The 17177-nt window shown below is 70.5% G+C and carries 16 protein-coding genes and 1 tRNA gene; 8 read left to right on the top strand and 9 right to left on the bottom strand.

The features are described from left to right. The first annotated feature begins 90 nt into the window (after positions 1–90). Positions 91–435 (top strand): hypothetical protein, encoded by a 345-nt coding sequence (locus tag B1H19_RS15425; protein ID WP_083105289.1) that lies wholly within the window; start codon positions 91–93, stop codon positions 433–435. A 259-nt stretch (positions 436–694) separates the two neighbouring features. Here the strand turns inward: B1H19_RS15425 and B1H19_RS15420 are convergent, their stop codons facing one another. The 5 genes from B1H19_RS15420 to B1H19_RS15400 all read right to left on the bottom strand — a co-directional run bounded on the left by B1H19_RS15420 (position 695) and on the right by B1H19_RS15400 (position 4755). Next, positions 695–1003 carry a hypothetical protein gene (locus tag B1H19_RS15420; RefSeq protein WP_083105288.1) on the bottom strand — a complete coding sequence of 103 codons (309 nt, stop codon included), beginning with the start codon at positions 1001–1003 and terminating at the stop codon, positions 695–697. Positions 1004–1633: 630 nt separating this feature from the next. After that, entirely contained in the window at positions 1634–1933 is a 300-nt protein-coding gene (locus B1H19_RS15415) for a hypothetical protein (protein WP_083105287.1), read from the bottom strand. A gap of 222 nt (positions 1934–2155) precedes the next feature. Next, entirely contained in the window at positions 2156–2674 is a 519-nt protein-coding gene (locus tag B1H19_RS15410; protein ID WP_083105286.1) for a hypothetical protein, read from the bottom strand. Positions 2675–3377: 703 nt separating this feature from the next. Beyond that, entirely contained in the window at positions 3378–4106 is a 729-nt protein-coding gene (locus tag B1H19_RS40500) for a chaplin family protein (RefSeq protein WP_237289316.1), read from the bottom strand. Positions 4107–4566: 460 nt separating this feature from the next. Next, on the bottom strand, positions 4567–4755 hold the full coding sequence (locus B1H19_RS15400; protein WP_083105285.1) for a hypothetical protein: 189 nt from the start codon (positions 4753–4755) through the stop codon (positions 4567–4569). 1358 nt (positions 4756–6113) lie between these two features. Between B1H19_RS15400 and B1H19_RS39800 the strand changes: the two genes are divergently transcribed. The 3 genes from B1H19_RS39800 to B1H19_RS15380 all read left to right on the top strand — a co-directional run bounded on the left by B1H19_RS39800 (position 6114) and on the right by B1H19_RS15380 (position 8480). Beyond that, on the top strand, positions 6114–6485 hold the full coding sequence (locus tag B1H19_RS39800; protein WP_083105284.1) for a hypothetical protein: 372 nt from the start codon (positions 6114–6116) through the stop codon (positions 6483–6485). Between the two features lie 354 nt (positions 6486–6839). Beyond that, a complete protein-coding gene (locus tag B1H19_RS15385; RefSeq protein ID WP_083105283.1) occupies positions 6840–7121 on the top strand; it encodes a hypothetical protein in 282 nt (93 codons plus the stop codon). Between the two features lie 426 nt (positions 7122–7547). Next, the gene (locus B1H19_RS15380) at positions 7548–8480 is read left to right on the top strand and encodes an alpha/beta fold hydrolase (RefSeq protein WP_237289314.1); all 933 of its coding nucleotides are present in this window, start codon (positions 7548–7550) and stop codon (positions 8478–8480) included. Between the two features lie 242 nt (positions 8481–8722). Here B1H19_RS15380 and B1H19_RS15375 read toward each other — a convergent pair whose 3' ends face one another. The 4 genes from B1H19_RS15375 to B1H19_RS15360 all read right to left on the bottom strand — a co-directional run bounded on the left by B1H19_RS15375 (position 8723) and on the right by B1H19_RS15360 (position 10436). Further along, entirely contained in the window at positions 8723–9052 is a 330-nt protein-coding gene (locus tag B1H19_RS15375) for a hypothetical protein (RefSeq protein WP_083105281.1), read from the bottom strand. Positions 9053–9187: 135 nt separating this feature from the next. After that, positions 9188–9475: a hypothetical protein gene (locus B1H19_RS15370; RefSeq protein ID WP_083109662.1), complete on the bottom strand. Its 288-nt coding sequence runs from the start codon at positions 9473–9475 to the stop codon at positions 9188–9190. 248 nt (positions 9476–9723) lie between these two features. After that, positions 9724–9969, bottom strand: a complete 246-nt coding sequence (locus tag B1H19_RS15365; protein WP_083105280.1) for a hypothetical protein — start codon at positions 9967–9969, stop codon at positions 9724–9726. A gap of 394 nt (positions 9970–10363) precedes the next feature. Continuing rightward, positions 10364–10436 (bottom strand) — tRNA-Arg (locus B1H19_RS15360). A gap of 302 nt (positions 10437–10738) precedes the next feature. On the opposite strand from B1H19_RS15360, the gene B1H19_RS15355 reads away from it, so the two are divergent. From B1H19_RS15355 to B1H19_RS15340, 4 genes are all read left to right on the top strand, one after another. Next, positions 10739–12496 carry a dynamin family protein gene (locus B1H19_RS15355; RefSeq protein ID WP_237289312.1) on the top strand — a complete coding sequence of 586 codons (1758 nt, stop codon included), beginning with the start codon at positions 10739–10741 and terminating at the stop codon, positions 12494–12496. Beyond that, positions 12493–14571 (top strand): GTPase, encoded by a 2079-nt coding sequence (locus B1H19_RS15350; RefSeq protein WP_335755934.1) that lies wholly within the window; start codon positions 12493–12495, stop codon positions 14569–14571. The genes B1H19_RS15355 and B1H19_RS15350 overlap by 4 nt, the downstream gene beginning before the upstream one ends. A gap of 190 nt (positions 14572–14761) precedes the next feature. After that, the gene (locus B1H19_RS15345; protein WP_083105279.1) at positions 14762–15256 is read left to right on the top strand and encodes a single-stranded DNA-binding protein; all 495 of its coding nucleotides are present in this window, start codon (positions 14762–14764) and stop codon (positions 15254–15256) included. A 343-nt stretch (positions 15257–15599) separates the two neighbouring features. After that, positions 15600–16979, top strand: a complete 1380-nt coding sequence (locus B1H19_RS15340) for a Cys-Gln thioester bond-forming surface protein (RefSeq protein WP_162500698.1) — start codon at positions 15600–15602, stop codon at positions 16977–16979. Positions 16980–17177 lie beyond the last annotated feature (198 nt).

The raw sequence follows: 17177 nt of genomic DNA, 5'->3' as shown, positions 1-17177 counted from the left end.
GGGACCCGCTTTTCGGCCTCCTTCAGCGCCCGGGCGTCGGCCGACTCGCTCTCCATGCCGCCCGGGCATCGATCACAAAGGAATGCAGACATGTTCAGTCGGAAGAAGATCGCAGCCGTCTCGGCTCTTCTGGGCGGCCTCGCCATGACCGGCGCCGGCGCCACCCAGGCGTTCGCGGGAGGACCCGAGGGCGACTGCAAGCACTCCGCTCTGGGCGCCGACACCTGCATTCAGAACCGCCAGACCATCCACACCAAGCACGGCGACTTCGTCGTCCAGCAGAAGAAGGACTGCTCGACGGCCTCCAAGCGGCGCGAGGTATGGCCCGAACTCGGTCTGCTGGACAACGGGGCCACCAGGGTCGGTCCCGCCATGGACTGCACCAACAGGGCCCCGCTCCCCAAGGGCTTCCGGGCACCCCACATCGACATCTGAGCCGCGGCACCATACGGCCGGACCGAGGCTCCTCTCCTCCGCTCCCGCTTTCCGCTTCCATGCTCTCGCGTTCGTACGACACAGCGATGCCGCGCGGCCCCGCGCGGCATCGCTGGCGTATGCGGCCCGAACGCAGCCCGGTACCGACGGCACCCCGGCCGTGAACTCCGGCCGAACGCTCACGCCCAGGACGCCGCAGAAGTCACAGCAAGGCCCCGGTGCCCGGCCTGCGGCTCGGGCACCGGGGCGCGGTTGCGGCTTACTTGCTGAAGGCGCTGTTGTTGCAGCCCATGCTCGAGCCGATGTTGGTGGACTGAGACCCGGAATTCCCCTCGCCGTTGAGCAGGTTGCCGCCCAGACCGTTGGCGATACCGACCTCGCCGAGGATGTCGACGTTCGTGTCGCGCGACTTGCACTGGGTGGTCTGGCGGATGTCGAACGAGGCGCCGCCCGACTTGCCGCCGCCCATCCCGCCGCCCATTCCGTCGGCGTGGGCGGAGCTGGCACCGAGGAAGCCGACGCTGCCGAGGAGGGCGGCCACTACAGCAGCCTTGCGAAGCTTACGCATTTCATCTCCGGTAGATTGTGCCGATGCGATCCGTTTGAGACCGACTTCGTACAGTTACGGGAGGGTAATAGGAAATAACCTGGAGCTCTTGGCGACGCGCCGAATTTCCTCAACGACTCGGCGATGCACCGAATTACGCGTCCGCCGAAAATCTTATTTTGAGTGAGTCGAGGCGTCAGCAAGGTCGCGCCGTGCGCAAGCGCTTCGCCTCAACTCCCTTACGCAGGACGGCAGAAGAGCTGCATCGGGCGCAATCGAGATCCATGCCTCAAAGGCAGCACATGCCCAGGGCGGGAAATCGAATCCATCAAACGGGATTTCGGAATAGGGATCCCTATTCGCCGCGAAAAGAATATGGTCCGAATGTCCGGAGGCGCCGCGTCAACTCGCCGCCGCCCGGCCGTCATCGGTTCTGCCGATAGCGTCCATGCGCCCACTTGCCGATCGCTGTGCGCTTCCGTCGACGTCGTCGTCTGACGTGGCGTCAAATCATCTACAGCGAAGGCCGGAGGGCGGTACGCGCCCGCCCTGTGGAGTGCGTGCCGCCGTGCGCTTTGCGAAAGTTCCGGGCAAGGCAATGGGCCCCGGCCCCGAGCCTGTGGCTCGGGTGCCGGGGCCCATTTCGGCTACTTACGCGTCGAGAGCGCTGTTGTTGCAGCCCATGCTCGAGCCCATGCGCGTGGACTGCGAACCGGCGTCACCTTCGCCGTTGAGTGCGTTACCCAGCACGCCGTTGAGGATTCCGACCTCTCCGAGGACGTCCACGTTCAGGTCGTGCGATCTGCACTTGCTGCCCTGGGTGATATTGAACTTGCCGCCGCCCATGCCGCCGCCCATTCCGCCGCCGTCGGCGTGGGCGCTACCGGCGCCGAGGAAGCCGATGCTGCCGATGGCGACTGCCACGACGGCAGCCTTACGAAGCTTGCGCATGTCATCTCCGTGATTGAGCCGATGCGATCCGTAACAGATCGACTTCGTACAGTGACTGGAGGGTAATACGAAATATGCTGAAGCAGCCAAGCGACGCGCCGAATTCCATTGATCCTCACGGACGGACCTCTGTCGGCGAGCATCCCGGCACGCGAACGGGTCCCTCGGGGATCACCCCCGAAGGACCCGCGGCGAGCAAGGTGCGTGACTGTCCCTGCGGCCTTACCCCTTGGCTGAGGCGAAGGCGTTGGCCTGGGTGTTGGCCTGGGTGCAACTGAAGCCGTGCGTCTCGGGGGTGTTGAGCACGCCGACCGGGACGTTGGCGTCGAGCAGCGTCTGCGGGCTGCACTCCTGGTACGGGCGGAAGAGGTTGCTCTGCTCCCCCAGAAGGCCGCCCGGTCCTCCGTGCCCTCCCTGTGGGGCCGGCGCAGGGCCGACATGCGGCGAGAGCGACGGGTTGAACTGCGGGCTGACTTGCGGATTGACCTGCGGAGCGGCCTGCGGCGGCGCGACGGGCTGCGGGGCGGCCTGTTGCTGCGGACCGCCCTGCGAGCCGCTGGAGTGCGCCGTCGCATGCGAAGCGCTCCAGGCGGCGGTCTGGGGGGTGTCCTGCTGCGGAACGGGCGGCGGGGCGGCGCTGTTGTACGCGACGGGAGCGTCGGCAGAGCTCGCGCCGACGCCGATGGCAGTCAGACCGCCGGCCGCTGCGACGGCGAGCGCGATCTGGTGAAGCTTGCGCATGGAACCCTCGGCCCTTCATTACCTGTGCATGGAAATCTGATTACTTATTGCAGTCTTGTGCGCTCTACCGGTGGTAATCCTGGGGCTTCACACCCTGCGCACCCCCGTGCCGGGCCCGGTGGAACCTCCCGCAGACCCGCGACGGCATCCCCCGCGCTGTCCTCCCACGCGCCGCGAAGCCGACGGTGACATCCCATCGCCTCTCCTCTGTTGCGTGTTGGGCGACATTGCCGCGAGCGGTTGCCGTGCGCCGCCCTCGGCGCCAGGGAGGAGTAATTCCCCGGTAGCACCCGGCGGGCCCAAATTCACTGCTCTCTCCCAGCGCGCAACGAGATTTCCCCTGGTCCGGTCACGGGAGCCGCGGCGGGGTCACCCATTTGCCGACTGTCGTAAATCATTTGGGGTGTTGGTGGGCTCGCCTGTGCGGGAGCAGTCGGGTGCGGCTGGGGCCGAGTCGCTTCAGGGAGGCCCGCGGCACACCGTAGACACCTCGGCGATCCACCATCGGTATTTGCCAGGTGGCGTCGGCAGAGGGGCAGTTGGGGTTGGGCGGATCCACGGTGCCGCCGTCGAACCGTCACGGTCGGGGCTGCTGGCCCGAGATGGACCGAGCGGATGCATGAGTGTGGGGCCCGGCGGAATCCGGGCCCCACACTCAGATATGACGGGGCGACAGCCACGGTCGGCTGTCGCTGGCTCCGCTCTAGTCGCGGGCGGCGGCCCGACGGCCCCGGCGGTACAGCAGGACGCCGCTGATGACCAGCGCGGCACTGACCGGAATCCCCAGGGCAATCCTTTCTTCCGCACCGGTCTTTGCCAGCTGCGGGAGCGCGGGAACTCCGTGGCGGTGGTGTCCGACAGCGGGCGTGGTGATCGGAGGCGCCATCTGGTGGTGGCCCCGAGTCACATGCTGACGGTGGTGCTCCGACGGCTTGTGGTGCTCGGACGGCTTGTGGTGCTGCGGCGGCGTGTGATGGCCGCTCTGCTTGTGGTGGTGCCGGTGGCCATGCCCTTCGACGTTGGCGCAGCGGTTACCGAAGGCGGGGTTGAGAATGCCGAGCACATCCCCCGAGTTGCCGCACGCGTTCACCGGGATGTCCACCGGAAGCTGTACAAGGTTCCCGGACAGGACGCCGGGGGAGTGCGCGGCCACACCTCTGGCTTGGGCGCCGCTCCCACCGTGACCGTGGTGGTGGCCGCTGACATTGACGCAGGTGTTGTGGAAGGCTGCGTTGAGCGCTCCGACCAGCCCGACCGTGTTGCCGCAGACATTGATCGGGATGTGGACGGGTACCTGGAGCACATTGCCGGACACGACGCCCGGAGAGCCGATGGCGGCCCCCTTGGCGCCGCTGTCGGCGACGGTCGTGCCCGCGCTCGCGAGCAGCAGGCCGCCGGCGGCAGCCGAAGCGGCGATGACCTTAGTGATCACGTTTCTCCTTCGTGGCAGTGCGGTCACGACCGCGGACCGCACAGGACTCAACGAGTCCGGGGCGAGCAAGCCACGAATCCGGCATTTCGATCACTCTTTCAGCCTGGCACATGCGGCCAATTGGCTGAGCAGAGACACATATTCAGAATATAGGGAGAACTGCTTTCCCTTGATGCTGATCGGTTCCAGGAAAGGGTGTGCAAGCGCCGTGAACTGTGACGGTATTCCGGTGCATTCCGGAGCGGATGCGGGGCCGCCCTCCCGCGGCAGGCCATCCAGCCTGTCCATGGCAGACCGTTCTGGCGCCGTAACTAAACTGCCGCGAAGGCATTGGCGCGGCGTGTGTGGCTTCTGCGGTCGGCGGAACGTGCGGAAGGGCGGCGGCAGATCGCTTTGTCGGCGGCTCAGTTCGCGTAGCTGGCACAGCTACCGCGGCCGGTGAGCCGACCGCGATGACGCGTCAGTGCGGAAGATCGATCGGCGGCCACTGGCCGATGTGCAGCGGACCGACGTCGGAGGAGAGCTTCAGGGGGACGCCGATGAGTGCCGGGCCGTTCGGACTGACGCCCGGAGGGTCGGCATGGGCGGGGAGGGAGAGCGTCCCGGCGAGAGCGAAGGCTCCCACAAGGGCGGCGAGTGCACGGCGCATAGCGGCTCCTGCTTCACTTTGTGTCGATGGGCAATGCTGCTTGCACGGCCACCCTTGCACCCGTGCGTGGCAGCCTCCGATGCCCACGCCAGGCCGTCACCTGATCGCACGAGGACGAACAGTCGGCCGTGCATCGGGCAGCCCCAACTGCTGGATTTCTCACCGCCTCGCCATACCTGACGATGAATCAGGTTCGGGTTGTTGTTCCGGACGAGTTCCAAACCGGCCGCCACGCCATGGCGCGTTCGTCGGCCGCGGTCGGCGAACCCATGTCATGCGGAATGGATCGGATCATATGGAGAATTGCGCGCTCGGCCCTCGGTCGCGCCTCGGCGTCACGAGGAAAGGGCTTGTGGCGATGGGGAGTTCGATCCGCGCGCGGTGGTCGGTAGCCCGATAATCCGGACGTCGGCAAATGGGTGACGGCGCTCCGACTCCCGTGACCGGGTCGGGGGAAATCTCGTTGCCCGCTGGGAGAGAACAGCGAATGGGCCCGTGGGCCGCCGCCGGAAATTGCTCCTCCTCGGTAGTCGGGGGGTGGTGTGTGGTGACCCCGCCGGCAATGTTGTCCGACGCGAATCAGAGGAGAGGCGATGGGAGCCGCCGTCGGCTTCGAGGGGTGTTGGAGAGCAGTGCGGCGGGTGTTGTCGCGTTCGTGCGGGAGGTTCAGACCGTGGCTCGGCACGGGGGTGCGCAGGGTGTGAAACCCCAGGATTACCACTGATAGCGCGCACAAGACAGCAATAAGTAATCAGATTTCCATGCACAGGTAATGAAGGGCCGAGGGTTCCATGCGCAAGCTTCACCAGGCCATGCTCGTCGTCGCGGCGGCGGGGGGTCTGTCCGCTATCGGTGCCGGCGTAAGTCATGCCGATTCTCCCGGATACAACGGGGCCGCCGCCGCTCCGGCTCCCGCTCCGCAGGCGGCCGCTCCCGCTCCCTACGCCGCTCCGCAGCAGGCCGCTCCCCAGGCGGCTCCGGCTCCCGCTCCGGCCCCGGCCCCGGCTCCGGCCCCCGCGCCGGCCCCCGCTCCCGCTCCGGCCCCGGCTCCGGCCCCCGCCCCTGCTTCCTACGCCGCTCCGCAGCCGGTCGCCCCCCAAGCGGCTCCGGCTCCTGCCCCAGCCCCCGCGCCGGCCCCCGCTCCCGCTCCGGCCCCTGCGCCGGCCCCCGCCCCGCAGCAGGCGGTCGCCCCGGCCCCGGCTCCGGCGCCCGCTCCGGCCCCCGCCCCCGCCCCGGCGCCGCAGCAGCCCGCCCCGCAGGCGGCTCCGCCGGCTCCGGCTCCGGCCCCCGCCCCGCAGCAGCCCGCTCCTCAGGCGGCGGCGCCGCAGGGGGATGGCTCGCACGGGGATGGCCAGCGGGTGACCGCATGGGCCGCTTCGGAGGGCGCCGCGCACGCTTCCAGCTCGCAGTCCTCTCCGCAGCAGGAGGCCGCCGCCCCGCAACAGAGCGCTGCCCCGCAGCAGTCGGCCCCGCCGGTCACCCCGCAGGTGGCGCCGCAGGCGGCCCCGACGGTCAAGCCGGAGGTCGCCCCGCAGGTGGTCGTGCCGCAGGTCGTCCAGCCGCAGACCGTTCCGCAGGTCGGGCCGCAGGTCAACCCGCAGTTCAACCCCGCGGTGAACCCGCTGGTCGACCCGACGGTCGCCCCGGCCGTCCCGCCGTTCTCCCAGCTGGGGGTCGGGCGTCTCATGGCGTCTCCGGTGGGACAGGTCGACCTGCCGCACGTTTCCTGATCACGTCCCGAACGGCCAGGTGTGGCCCCGCCTTTGGAGCGCAGCGACTGCGCCGGCGGGGCCGCTCGGTCGCCACTCAACGCCCGACGGAGTCGGCGCGAGCCGCGTCTGTGGGCCCGTCATAAGGCCCGGTTCCCGCAAGTCTTCCCGCGGGGTCGGCGCCTCCCCTGCGGTCCGTACGGGGAGCGCGGTCCGCGGTCCAGGCCAACATCCCGTTCGGACTGATCGCCACCGGTTCGGGGCGTCGCCCGAAACCGGGGCGGTGCGGGGCATTCCGTCGGTCATTGCTCACTGCTCGTCACTACAAGAAGTCGATCTGCCGCAGATCGCATCGCTCGATTCAACGGAGAAGACATGCGCAAGCTTCAGAAGGCCGCCTTCGTGGGCGCCCTCCTCGGCAGCGTCGCCGCCATCGGCGCCGGTACCGCCTTTGCTCACGGTGAGGAGGGTGCCCATGACGGCGGCACCCTCGATCAGGGTGTCGAGTGCCGGACGCACGACATGAACGTGGACATCCTCGGCAGCGTCGGGGCCCTCAACGGCACGCTGGGCAACGCGCTGAACGGCGAGGGCAGCCCGGGTGCGCAGCCCACGCACCTCGGTGCGGACATGGGCTGCAACAACAGGGCGGGCTGAGCGCCGGCCGTCGCGTAGCTCGCGCATCACGCGGCGAGACAGCGGGAAGGCGCCCCGGCTCCGAGCCACTGGCCTGGAGCCGGGGCCTTTTCGTTGCCTTCTTCGGGTCCTCGAACGGGCCCGGCGGACGGCCGGGGAGGGTGCCGAACCGGCAGGTGGGTCAGGGGAGTCGATGCCTGTTGCCCGCGCCTCGGTCATCCGGTCGGCCGACGAGCCGCGGGCCCCTCGGAGTCCGGTATCCAGCCCCGTATCCAGCCACCGACACGCCTGCCGAAGGCCCCGTAGGCAGAATGCGGAGTAATGGTGCAATCATGGACATTCCGCCATCCTTCCCTTCATTCCGGGGGCACTATGCGCTCTGACATCGGCGTCGCGCAGGACTCACCCGCGGCGGCGTCCGTTCCGAGGCCGCCGGAAGAAGTCCGGGTGGAGGAGCGGGTGCTCGCCTTCGAAGGCTTCACGTATCACTGCCGGATCCTCCATCAGGACTCCTCGCAGACCGTGCCGTTGGTGATGCTGGGTGGTTCCGCGCAGAACCGTCATGCATGGCGGCGGCACGAGAAGTGGCTGACCTCCTGGAGCACGATGGTCACGGTGGACCTCCCGGGATACGGGGAGGCGGATTTCCTGCCCGCCTCCTACGGACTGGACTTCCTCGCCGCGGCCGTTCAGCACATGCTGACGGAACTGGACATGCCCGAGGTCAACCTCATCGGATCCTGCTTCGGTGGGGCCGTCGCCCTGCGCTTCGCCCAGCAGTACCCCGGCTTTCTGGCGCGCCTCGGCCTGGTCGGCATGACCAACGTCATTCCCGATGACTACGCCGAGGCCGTACCGCGCTGGAAGCGCATGCTGGAGCGCGGCGACCGGGCGCGGATCGCCACCGAGCTGGTCCAGCGGTTCATGTCGCCACCGGGCACCGGCCCGGTCCGCAGGCACGAGGTCGTCTCCCGGCTGCTGTATGCGCAGTTCATGGGGCAGTCGGACGACGAGATCAGGATGTCGGTGGAGCACAACACGCGGCTGATGGGGCATGAGTGGTACCGGCCCGTGCCGGTGGCCGCCGTGCCGTCGATGGTGGTCACCGGCGAATACGACACGCTCTGCACTCCGGCCATGGGCCGCGAGGTGGCTGCCGCGCTGCCCGCCGCGTCCTTCACGACCATCAAGGAGGCCGACCATCTGGCTCCGGTGGAGCGGATGGCGGAGTTCTGCGACCTGATCACCAGGTTCTGTACGGGGCAGCGCCTGACGGGGCTGCCGTACTGCAACCCCGTCGAGACGCTGGGCACCGCCGTGCGGGCTTTGGCTGATGAGGCATCAGGCATTCCTGCCGCCGGGGCGCTTGCGCGCCTCTGAGGCCCCCTGCCGCGCTCGTGCGGCAGGTAAACGGTGCATGGACGCAGACGGTGAATGGCCGGACCGGGAGCTACCCGGTCCGGCCATTCACCGTTCGTGGGGTGTTCAGTGAGCCTCGGCCCTCCAGTGGAACTGGGGGGCGGCGGGTGGTGCGGTCCGCGCGGCGCCCGTCGTGGCACGTCGGCGGGCGCGGTCCGGGACTCGGCCCCGCCGAAGGCTCGAATCGCAGCGTCCGGAGCGCGTCACCCGAGGATTTGGGGCGCCTCGAAGACCTGGGGCGGGGCTGACGGTGCCGAGTTGGAGCAGGAGACGGCGGGGCCGACCTGGGTGCTCCCCTTGTTCAGTAGGCCGGGCGCGGGCCACTCCAGCGGTTTCGTCCCCTGGCAGTTCTGCGTCTGGTGGACGACGTATCTGCCCTCGTCGCCTCTCTGCATGCAGGACATGTTGCCCTGAATGTCGCGGGAGCAGGTGCCTGCGGACCCTCCGGCATACGCCTGGGTGGCGCCGGTGCAGGTCACGGCGAGGCCGCCGAGGAGAGCCGAGACGGCTGCGAGCTTCTTCCGACTGAACATGTGTGTGTTTTGTTCCTTTGTGATCGATGCCCGGACGCGATGCACCGTGGAACGGTGTGCGCCCGGGCTCTGGAGAAAGCCGAGAAGGGGTCCCGGTGCCCGGCTCACGGCCGAGGCACCGGGACCCCTTTCCCGTTACTTGCCGCCGCCGTCGAGGGCGCTGTTGTTGCAGCCCATGCTCGAACCGATCGGCGTGGCCTGGCCGCCCGAGTTGCCCTCGCCGTTCAGGGCGTTGCCCAGCAGGCCGTTGAGGACGCCGACCTCGCCGAGGACGTCGACGTTCAGGTCGTGCGAGCGGCAGTGCGAGCCCTGCTTGATGTCGAACTGGTTGCCCTGGCCGCCCGCGTGGGCGGTGCCGGCGCCGAGGAAGCCGACGCTGCCGAGGACGGCGGCCACGACGGCAGCCTTGCGAAGCTTGTGCATGGTCATCTCCGGTAGTTTGAGCGGTTGCGATCAGTCATTGAGCGACTGCGTACAGTTACGGCAAGCTAATACGAAATAACCGCAACCGCGGAGCGACGCGCCGGATTTAGTGACGTATGACTAATGGCGAGGTATTTGTCCCAGATTGAACGAACCCCGTCCCGTGGTCGCGCGACATGCGAACGGGCCCTTCGGGGGGTGGCTCCCGAAGGGCCCGCGGCGCGCATCGCGCGGCCGTCGCGCCGGTCCTACTTGCTGAAGGCGTGGTTGAACTGGGCACAGTTGGTGCCGAATGTGTTGGGGACGTTGAGCACGCCGAACGGGAGGTTGGTGTCGGCGAACGTCTGCGGGCTGCACTCCTGGTACGGGCGGAAGAGGCCCTTCCCGTGGTGGCCGGAATTGCCGTCGGCGTAGGCGGTGCCGGCGCCGGCACCGATGGCGGACAGACTGCCGGCCGCTGCGGCGACGATCACGACCTGTCGAAACTTGCTCATGGAACCCTCGGTCCTTCATTGCCTGTACATAGAGGCCTGATTGCCTGCTGTGACTGGGCGCACACTAGCAGTAGTCATCTGGGGGCTTCCACACTGCTGGCCGTCCCGTGTCCGGTGGATTCGGGGGGTTTGGGGCGTCGTCGTTCGCCCGGTGGATCCGGTGGGTGCGCAGCGCCCCCCCGACTTGCCGTATTCCTCGGCCGAGTTCGGGCGGGGTGAAGGGGGTCGGCCGGTGCCGTCGGCGTGCGGGTCCGGTACGGAGGGGCAAGGCCGGTGGGCGAGTTGCCGTTGCGGTGCGCTCGTCGAGTAGTCCGCGAATCCCGAACTCCGCACACCTGAATTCGGTAAACCCGAAGGACGCAAAAAGGCCCTCCCGTGGGAGGGCCTGCGAGAGCGCCCCCGGCAGGACTCGAACCTGCGGCCAAGCGCTTAGAAGGCGCCTGCTCTATCCACTGAGCTACGGGGGCCAGGTGGTGGACGTGGATCACGGACCGCGGACAAGGATAGGGGTCCGGCTACCTCGTACCGGTTGCTTCACCTCCGTGGCACGTTGTGGAGGTTCGGTGAAGCGATCCCGATAATCGCAGGCAGGTACGAATCCTGCACGGTTTTTGGTGTCTCGCGGGGCGGGTGTTGTGCACTCGTTATGCCTGTATCTCAGTTGTCCCGATCGTCTCATGGGTCACTTGTCCCGTTCTATGGTGATTCTGCGGCGCGCACACGGGGTCATACGCTTCAAAAACCCAACGAAATTGGGCATTCTGCACATGTGGCGACCTTGGATGTACGACCCCGGCTCCTCGAAGCGCTGTCCGTACTGCGCGATCGCGTCGACGCCGCATGCTTCCCGCTGCCGCTACGGGGCGCGGCCCGGGCCCGGCGCAACCGGTCCGAGCTGCTCGCCCAGCTCGACGACTATGTGATTCCCCGACTGCGGTCTCCGCAGGCCCCGCTGCTCGCCGTGATCGGCGGCTCCACCGGGGCGGGCAAGTCCACCCTGGTCAATTCGCTGGTGGGGCGGCGGGTGTCGGAGGCGGGGGTGCTGCGGCCGACGACGCGTACCCCGGTGCTGGTCTGCCATCCCGACGACGAGCGCTGGTTCGCCGGGCAGCGGGTGCTGCCGCAGCTGACCCGGGTGTGGGTGCCCGAGCAGGACGACGGCGGCGGCCACGGCGAGGGCGCCGGAGCCGACCGCCGGGCCCCGGGGGAGGCGGAGTACGACTACGAGGAGGAGGCCGGCGGCCCGTACGGGAGCGAGCAGGCGATGCCCACCGTGCGGATCGAGACGGATCCGGCGCTGCCCAGTGGGCTGGCGCTGCTGGACGCCCCGGACATCGACTCGCTGGTGGCCGGTAACCGGGAGCTGGCCGCCGAGCTGATCTGCGCGGCCGATGTCTGGGTGCTGGTGACCACGGCGGCCCGCTACGCGGACGCGGTGCCCTGGCATCTGCTGCGTACGGCCAAGGAGTACGACGTCACGCTGGTGACCGTGCTCGACCGGGTGCCGCATCAGATCGTCACCGACATCTCCGCCCGGTATGCCGAGATGCTGCACCATGCGGGGCTCGGGCATGTGCCCCGGTTCACGATTCCCGAGCTGCCCGAATCGGCGGGCGGCGGCAGCGGGTTGCTGCCGGCCACGGCGGTCGCCGCGCTGCGCGACTGGCTCGAGCGGCACGCCCAGGACCCGGTCGCCCGCCGCGCGGCGGCCGACCGCACGGCCTCCGGGGTGATCGCCTCGCTGCGCAGCCGGCTGCCCGCGCTGGCCGGTGCGGCCGCCGCCCAGCACGCCGCGGCGCTGCGGCTGGCCGGCCGGGTCGAGGAGGCGTACGAGGGGGCCGCGGAGCGGGTACGGCAGGAGGTCGCGTCCGGTGAGGTGCTGGCCGGGGACGCCCGGGCGCACTGGCACGGACACGGGTCCGGCGGACGGCCGGAGGAGCTGCTGGACGCACTGACGCAGGGCTTGACCTCGCTGCTGACCTGCGCCGTCGAGGAGGCGGACGAGCGGGCCGCGGAGACCTGGCGGCGCGATCCGGCGGCGGCGGACCTCGCGGAGCCGGCGGCCGCGGCCGCCGAGGGAGCGGCGGACCGGATCGGTGTGACGGTGCGGCGCTGGCGGCGCTGTCTGGAGGAACTGGCCGAGGAGGAACGGGGCGAGGCGCGCGGTGGCCCCGGGGGCGAGCGGGCGGCATCGGCGTCGCCGGAGGAGTCGGCGGCCCTGCTGGCCGCGGCGCTGCTGGGCGGCCGGCGAGCCCGTACGGCCGGGGAGAACCTCGCCGAACTGCTGGGCGCCCAGGCCGCACTGCGGCTGTGCGACCGGGGCAGCCGGCTGCTGGCGACGTATCTGGCGCGCGCCCTGGACGGCGAACGCGAGCGGCGGCTGGCCCCTCTGGACCGGCTGGCCGTACCGCCCGAGCAGCAGGCCGAGCTGATCGCCGCGCTGTCGGTGCTCCAGAGGGAGACGCAACGGGAGAGGCAACGGGAGATGGAGCCGATGCGGGAGGCGGAGAGGGTGGTGTCGGGGTGAGGGGTTCCGAGGCGGCGTCCGGTGCGGACGGGGCGGAGATGGACGAGGTGGACAGGGCCGCGGCGGACTGGGACATGGCGGAGGAGCCGCCGAGTTGCCGGGAGGCGGGGAGCCCGGAGGAGGCGGAGAGCTCGGGGGATGCGGGGACGCCGGAGGGCGCCGAAGGGTGCGCCGCGGGGCGCGCCGGGGCCTGGGACGACGGGCTGATCGCGCGCCGGGTCCGGGGCGGCGTCCGGCCTGCGGTGCGCCCGCCGGGCCCGCGGGACGGCTCCTCCGCCGCGCCCGACGACGAACCGCCGCCGACAGTGGAACCCGTGCGCACCACCGGGCGCACGGCCGCCCGCGCGGACCGCGAACTCGTCCGCGCCCTGGATGTCGTGGCGGACACCGGGGCGGGCGGCGTGCAGGGGCGGGCCTACGAGCGGGACCGGGCCCGGGGCGTGCGGACGGCCGAGTTGCGGGCCCGGCTGGACGCCCTGCGGGAGCTGATCGCGCTCTCCCGGACCCGGCTCGACGGGGACACACTGGCCGAGGCGGGGCGGCTGCTGGACACGGCGGGAGAGCGCTGCCGGCTCTCCGGGGAGTACACCGTGGTCGCTCTCGCCGGGGCCACCGGCAGCGGGAAGTCGTCGTTGTTCAACGCGCTGGTGGGGGCGGAGCGTTCCCAGGTCGGGGCGCGGCGGCCGACCACCTCGGAGCCGGAGGGATGCGTCTGGCCGGGCGGACCAGGCGCCGACGGGCTGCTGGACCGCCTGGGCGTGCCGCCCCGGCGACGGCATCTGGCACCGGACCACACCCCCGGACTGACCGGGCTGATCCTGCTCGACCTGCCCGACCACGACTCCGCGGACACCGCCAACCGGGCCCAGGTGGACCGGATGCTGACCCTGGTGGACGCGGTGATCTGGGTGGTGGACCCGGAGAAGTACGCGGACGCCGTCCTGCACGAACGCTATCTGCGGCCGCTGGCGGGTTATGCCGAGGTGATGTTCGTCGTCCTCAACCAGGTGGACCGGCTCCCCGGGGACGCCGCCGACCAGGTGGTGGACGATCTGCGCCGGCTGCTGGACGAGGACGGGCTGGCGCTCGGCGAGCACGGCGAACCCGGTGCCGCGGTGCTGGCACTGTCCGCCGCCACCGGCGAGGGGGTGAGCGAACTGCGCGATGCGCTGGGCCAGTTCGTCGCCGAACGAGGCGCGGCGGACCGGCGGCTGGCAGCGGATGTGGATGCGACGGCCGAGCGGCTGCGGTCGGAGTATGTCGCGCAGAGCCGGGTGGTGCTGACGGAACGGGCCCGTGCGGAGTTCGAGGACCGGCTGGCGGACGCGGTGGGCGCGGTCGCCAACGGGCGCGCGGTGGAACGCGACTGGCTGCGGCATGCGGAGCGGGCCTGCGGCTCGCCGTGGTCCCGGCTGCGCAGGCGGCGGCGGGTGCCGGAGAGCGGGCGGGCGCACACGGCCGCGCAGCGGTCGGTGGTCCGGCAGAGCCGGCAGCGGCCCTCGGGCACCGCCGGGGCGCGGCCCACGCCGGGCGACGGCCGGGCGGCGGCGCGGCCGGTGGTGGAGCAGGCAGTACGGGCGGTGGCGGCGGAGGCCGCGCGGGGGCTGCCGACGCCCTGGGCGCAGGCCGTGCGCGAGGCGGCGAGCCGGGGCGCGACGGGGCTGCCGGAGGCGCTGGACAAGGTGTCGGCCGAGGCGGAGGAGGCCCTGAGCGGCGGTCCGGCCGGGCGGCCGCGGTGGTGGAAGGTGGCCGCCTCGTTGCAGGGGCTGCTGCTCGTCCTCCAGGTCGTCGGGGTGCTGTCGCTGGTGGGCATCGCCGTCGGCGTCGTCGAACCGGCGGCGTGGGTCGCCGCGTTGCTGCCCGCGGTCATCGGGTCGGTGGGCGGCCCCTCGCTGGCGTGGCTGTGCCGGGTCGCCGCACGGGGTCCGGCGCGGCGGTACGGGCAGGAGGCCGAGCGCCGGCTGCGCCATGCGGCGGCGGGCTGCGGCCGGGCCCGGGTGCTGGAGCCGGTCGCGGCCGAGCTGTTGCGCTATCGCGAGGTGCGCGAGCAGTACGCGGTGGCGTCGGGGGTGTAGCGGCGCCGGGGGTGTTGGGCGGAACCCTCGGACGGTAGGTGCTTCTTCCGGGCCGCTGATCGCCCTCCCGGGTGGCCGAGTTGTCCACAGCAGGGTCGTTGTCCACAGCCCGCCGCGGCGTGTGCGGAATCCGTGCAGCATGGGATCCACGCACGCGGGACGGCCGCGGATGCCGACGGGGGAGGACCGGATGAACGACACGATGGTGACGCTGGTGGGCAATGCCGCGACGGCGGTGGAGCACCGGCTGACGGCGGCGGGGGTGCCGGTGGCGCGGTTCCGGCTGGCGACGCGGGTGCGGCGCTACGACCGGACGCGGGAATGCTGGGCGGACGGCGAGACGAGTTTCTACACGGTGCGCTCCTGGCGCGGTCTCGCGGACAATGTCGCGGCGTCCGTGGCGGTGGGCGAACCGCTGGTGGTGCAGGGCCGATTGCGCGTACGCGAAGGGGAGCAGCCGCCCGAGCGGGGCGGGCAGCGGTGGTTCTCGGCGGAGGTCGACGCCGTCGCGATCGGCCATGACCTCGCCCGCGGTACCGCCGCCTTCCGCCGCGTCACCCGGCCGCGTACGGAACCGCTGCCACCGCAGTCGGGGCCGCCGCCCTCAGAGACGTCGGACGGGGCGTTGCCGGGTGCCGGGCCGGCCTCCGACGTGCCCGATCCGGTTCAGGAGCAGTCCGGCTGAGGAAGCGTCACGGGAGGCGTCACGAGGAGGAGTGAGGACAAGGCGCAAGGACGAGGTGTGAGGAGAAAGTGACGCCTTCTTGCCCTTATTGCCCCGATGTGTCCAGGCAATTTGTCGATACCATCAGCACGAGATGCCTGGAGTCGATAACGATTGCGATTCGGATCGCTTATGGGGTGACATTCCTGGGGACCGTGATGCGCCCGCTCCATAAGATCCGACGGGTACTCACGGGGGCTGACCACTTCGGCTGTTGTTGAGTCCTGCGGGGTGCGAGGAATCCTTCGGGAACTTTCCGGCGAGGCACCCTCCCCACCGACAGCCTCGCCCAGAGGGGAAATTCATGCTTGCGATGAAAAGGCGGGGCGCAGCCCGTCTTGCCGCTGCGGTCGTGGCCTCCGGCCTGATCGCGGCGGGTGCGATAGCCACCGCGGGGACCGCTGCGGCGGACGACACGCCCCCCGCGCAGGGCGGCGCCACTGCGACGCTCGGCGGTCTGAAGACCTTCGACCAGGCGATCGTGCACTCCGACGGGCAGGACCAGCGCGTCGGTGCGGGACTCTTCGAGATGTCGGTCGACAACGGCGGGGCGTTGCAGACGTACTGCATCGACATCCACAACCCCACCCAGCAGCAGGCGAAGTACCAGGAGGTGCCCTGGAGCGCCTCGTCGCTGCACAACAACGCGGACGCGGGCAAGATCCGCTGGATCCTCCAGAATTCGTACCCGCAGGTCAATGACCTCGCCGCGCTCGCGAGCAAGGCCCACGCAGGCAACCTCACCGAGAACACCGCCGCGGCCGGCACCCAGGTCGCGATCTGGCGCTTCTCCGACCACGTCAAGGTGGACGCGGTCGACCCGGCGGCCGAGAAGCTCGCCGACTACCTGGAGAAGAGCGCCCAGAACCTCGCCGAGCCCAAGGCGTCGCTGACGCTGGACCCGCCGGCCGTCTCCGGCAAGTCCGGCGGCAGGCTCGGCCCGGTCACCGTGCACACCAACGCCGACAGCGTCGCCGTCGCCCCGGCCGCCGGACTGCCCTCCGGCGTCAAGGTCGTCGGCAAGGACGGCAAGCCCGTCACCAGCGCCACCGACGGCACCCAGCTGTTCTTCGACGTACCCAAGGGCGCCGCCGACGGCAGCACCTCGCTGACCGCCCAGGCCGCCACCAAGGTCCCGGTCGGCCGCGCCTTCACCGGCATCGGCGAGCACGCCAAGAGTCAGACGCAGATCCTGGCGGGCTCCAGCGAGTCAACGGTCTCCGCGGCCGCCACCGTCTCCTGGAAGAAGCAGGGCGCCATCCCGGCGGTCACCGCCGACAAGAACTGCGCCAAGGGCGGCGTCGACGTCACGGCCAGCAACAAGGGCGATCAGGCCTTCCGCTTCCAGCTCGCCGGCAAGAACTACGAGATCGCGCCCGGGAAGTCGCGGACGGTGACCGTACCGGTGGCCGAGGACCAGCCCTACGAGATCACGGTCAAGGGGGAGGGCGGCTTCAAGAAGACCTTCTCCGGCGTTCTGGACTGCAAGACCGCCGGCAACGGCGGCAGCACCCCCGCCCCGAAGCCCAGCCCCGCCACGGGCGGCACCACCGGCGGTCACGGCACCGACCTGGCCGAGACCGGTTCCAGCAGCGCCACCCCGGTGATCGCCGGTATCGCGGTCGTCCTGGTCTTGGTCGGCGGCGGCGCGGTGTTCTTCCTCCGTAAGAAGAAGGCCCACTAGCAGCCCCACTGGCAAAGCGAAGGCCCTTTGACACCGGCAGTAGCCGGACGGTCACCCCGCGGCCCCGGAGCGCAGTCCGCGCTCCGGGGCCGCGGGCATACGCGTTTCCTTCCGGGCACGGCCGTACGGCAAGATGGATGTATCTGCCCTCGCGCGGCCACGCCGCATCATGGCCCAGTCGGCGGACCTGCAAACAGA

The organism is Streptomyces gilvosporeus, assembly GCF_002082195.1.
GTDB lineage: Bacteria > Actinomycetota > Actinomycetes > Streptomycetales > Streptomycetaceae > Streptomyces > Streptomyces gilvosporeus.
This window is presented reverse-complemented; position numbering and strand designations above follow the sequence as displayed.

What these genes read in the sequence shown, in the direction of transcription:
- B1H19_RS15415 (WP_083105287.1), bottom strand. Translation starts at nt 1,933, where the DNA reads ATGCGCAAGCTTCGTAAGGCTGCCGTCGTGGCAGTCGCCATCGGCAGC.
- B1H19_RS15345 (WP_083105279.1), top strand. Translation starts at nt 14,762, where the DNA reads ATGAACGACACGATGGTGACGCTGGTGGGCAATGCCGCGACGGCGGTG.
- B1H19_RS15420 (WP_083105288.1), bottom strand. Translation starts at nt 1,003, where the DNA reads ATGCGTAAGCTTCGCAAGGCTGCTGTAGTGGCCGCCCTCCTCGGCAGC.
- B1H19_RS15400 (WP_083105285.1), bottom strand. Translation starts at nt 4,755, where the DNA reads ATGCGCCGTGCACTCGCCGCCCTTGTGGGAGCCTTCGCTCTCGCCGGG.
- B1H19_RS15385 (WP_083105283.1), top strand. Translation starts at nt 6,840, where the DNA reads ATGCGCAAGCTTCAGAAGGCCGCCTTCGTGGGCGCCCTCCTCGGCAGC.
- B1H19_RS15410 (WP_083105286.1), bottom strand. Translation starts at nt 2,674, where the DNA reads ATGCGCAAGCTTCACCAGATCGCGCTCGCCGTCGCAGCGGCCGGCGGT.
- B1H19_RS15375 (WP_083105281.1), bottom strand. Translation starts at nt 9,052, where the DNA reads ATGTTCAGTCGGAAGAAGCTCGCAGCCGTCTCGGCTCTCCTCGGCGGC.
- B1H19_RS15365 (WP_083105280.1), bottom strand. Translation starts at nt 9,969, where the DNA reads ATGAGCAAGTTTCGACAGGTCGTGATCGTCGCCGCAGCGGCCGGCAGT.
- B1H19_RS15425 (WP_083105289.1), top strand. Translation starts at nt 91, where the DNA reads ATGTTCAGTCGGAAGAAGATCGCAGCCGTCTCGGCTCTTCTGGGCGGC.
- B1H19_RS15370 (WP_083109662.1), bottom strand. Translation starts at nt 9,475, where the DNA reads ATGCACAAGCTTCGCAAGGCTGCCGTCGTGGCCGCCGTCCTCGGCAGC.
- B1H19_RS15340 (WP_162500698.1), top strand. Translation starts at nt 15,600, where the DNA reads ATGCTTGCGATGAAAAGGCGGGGCGCAGCCCGTCTTGCCGCTGCGGTC.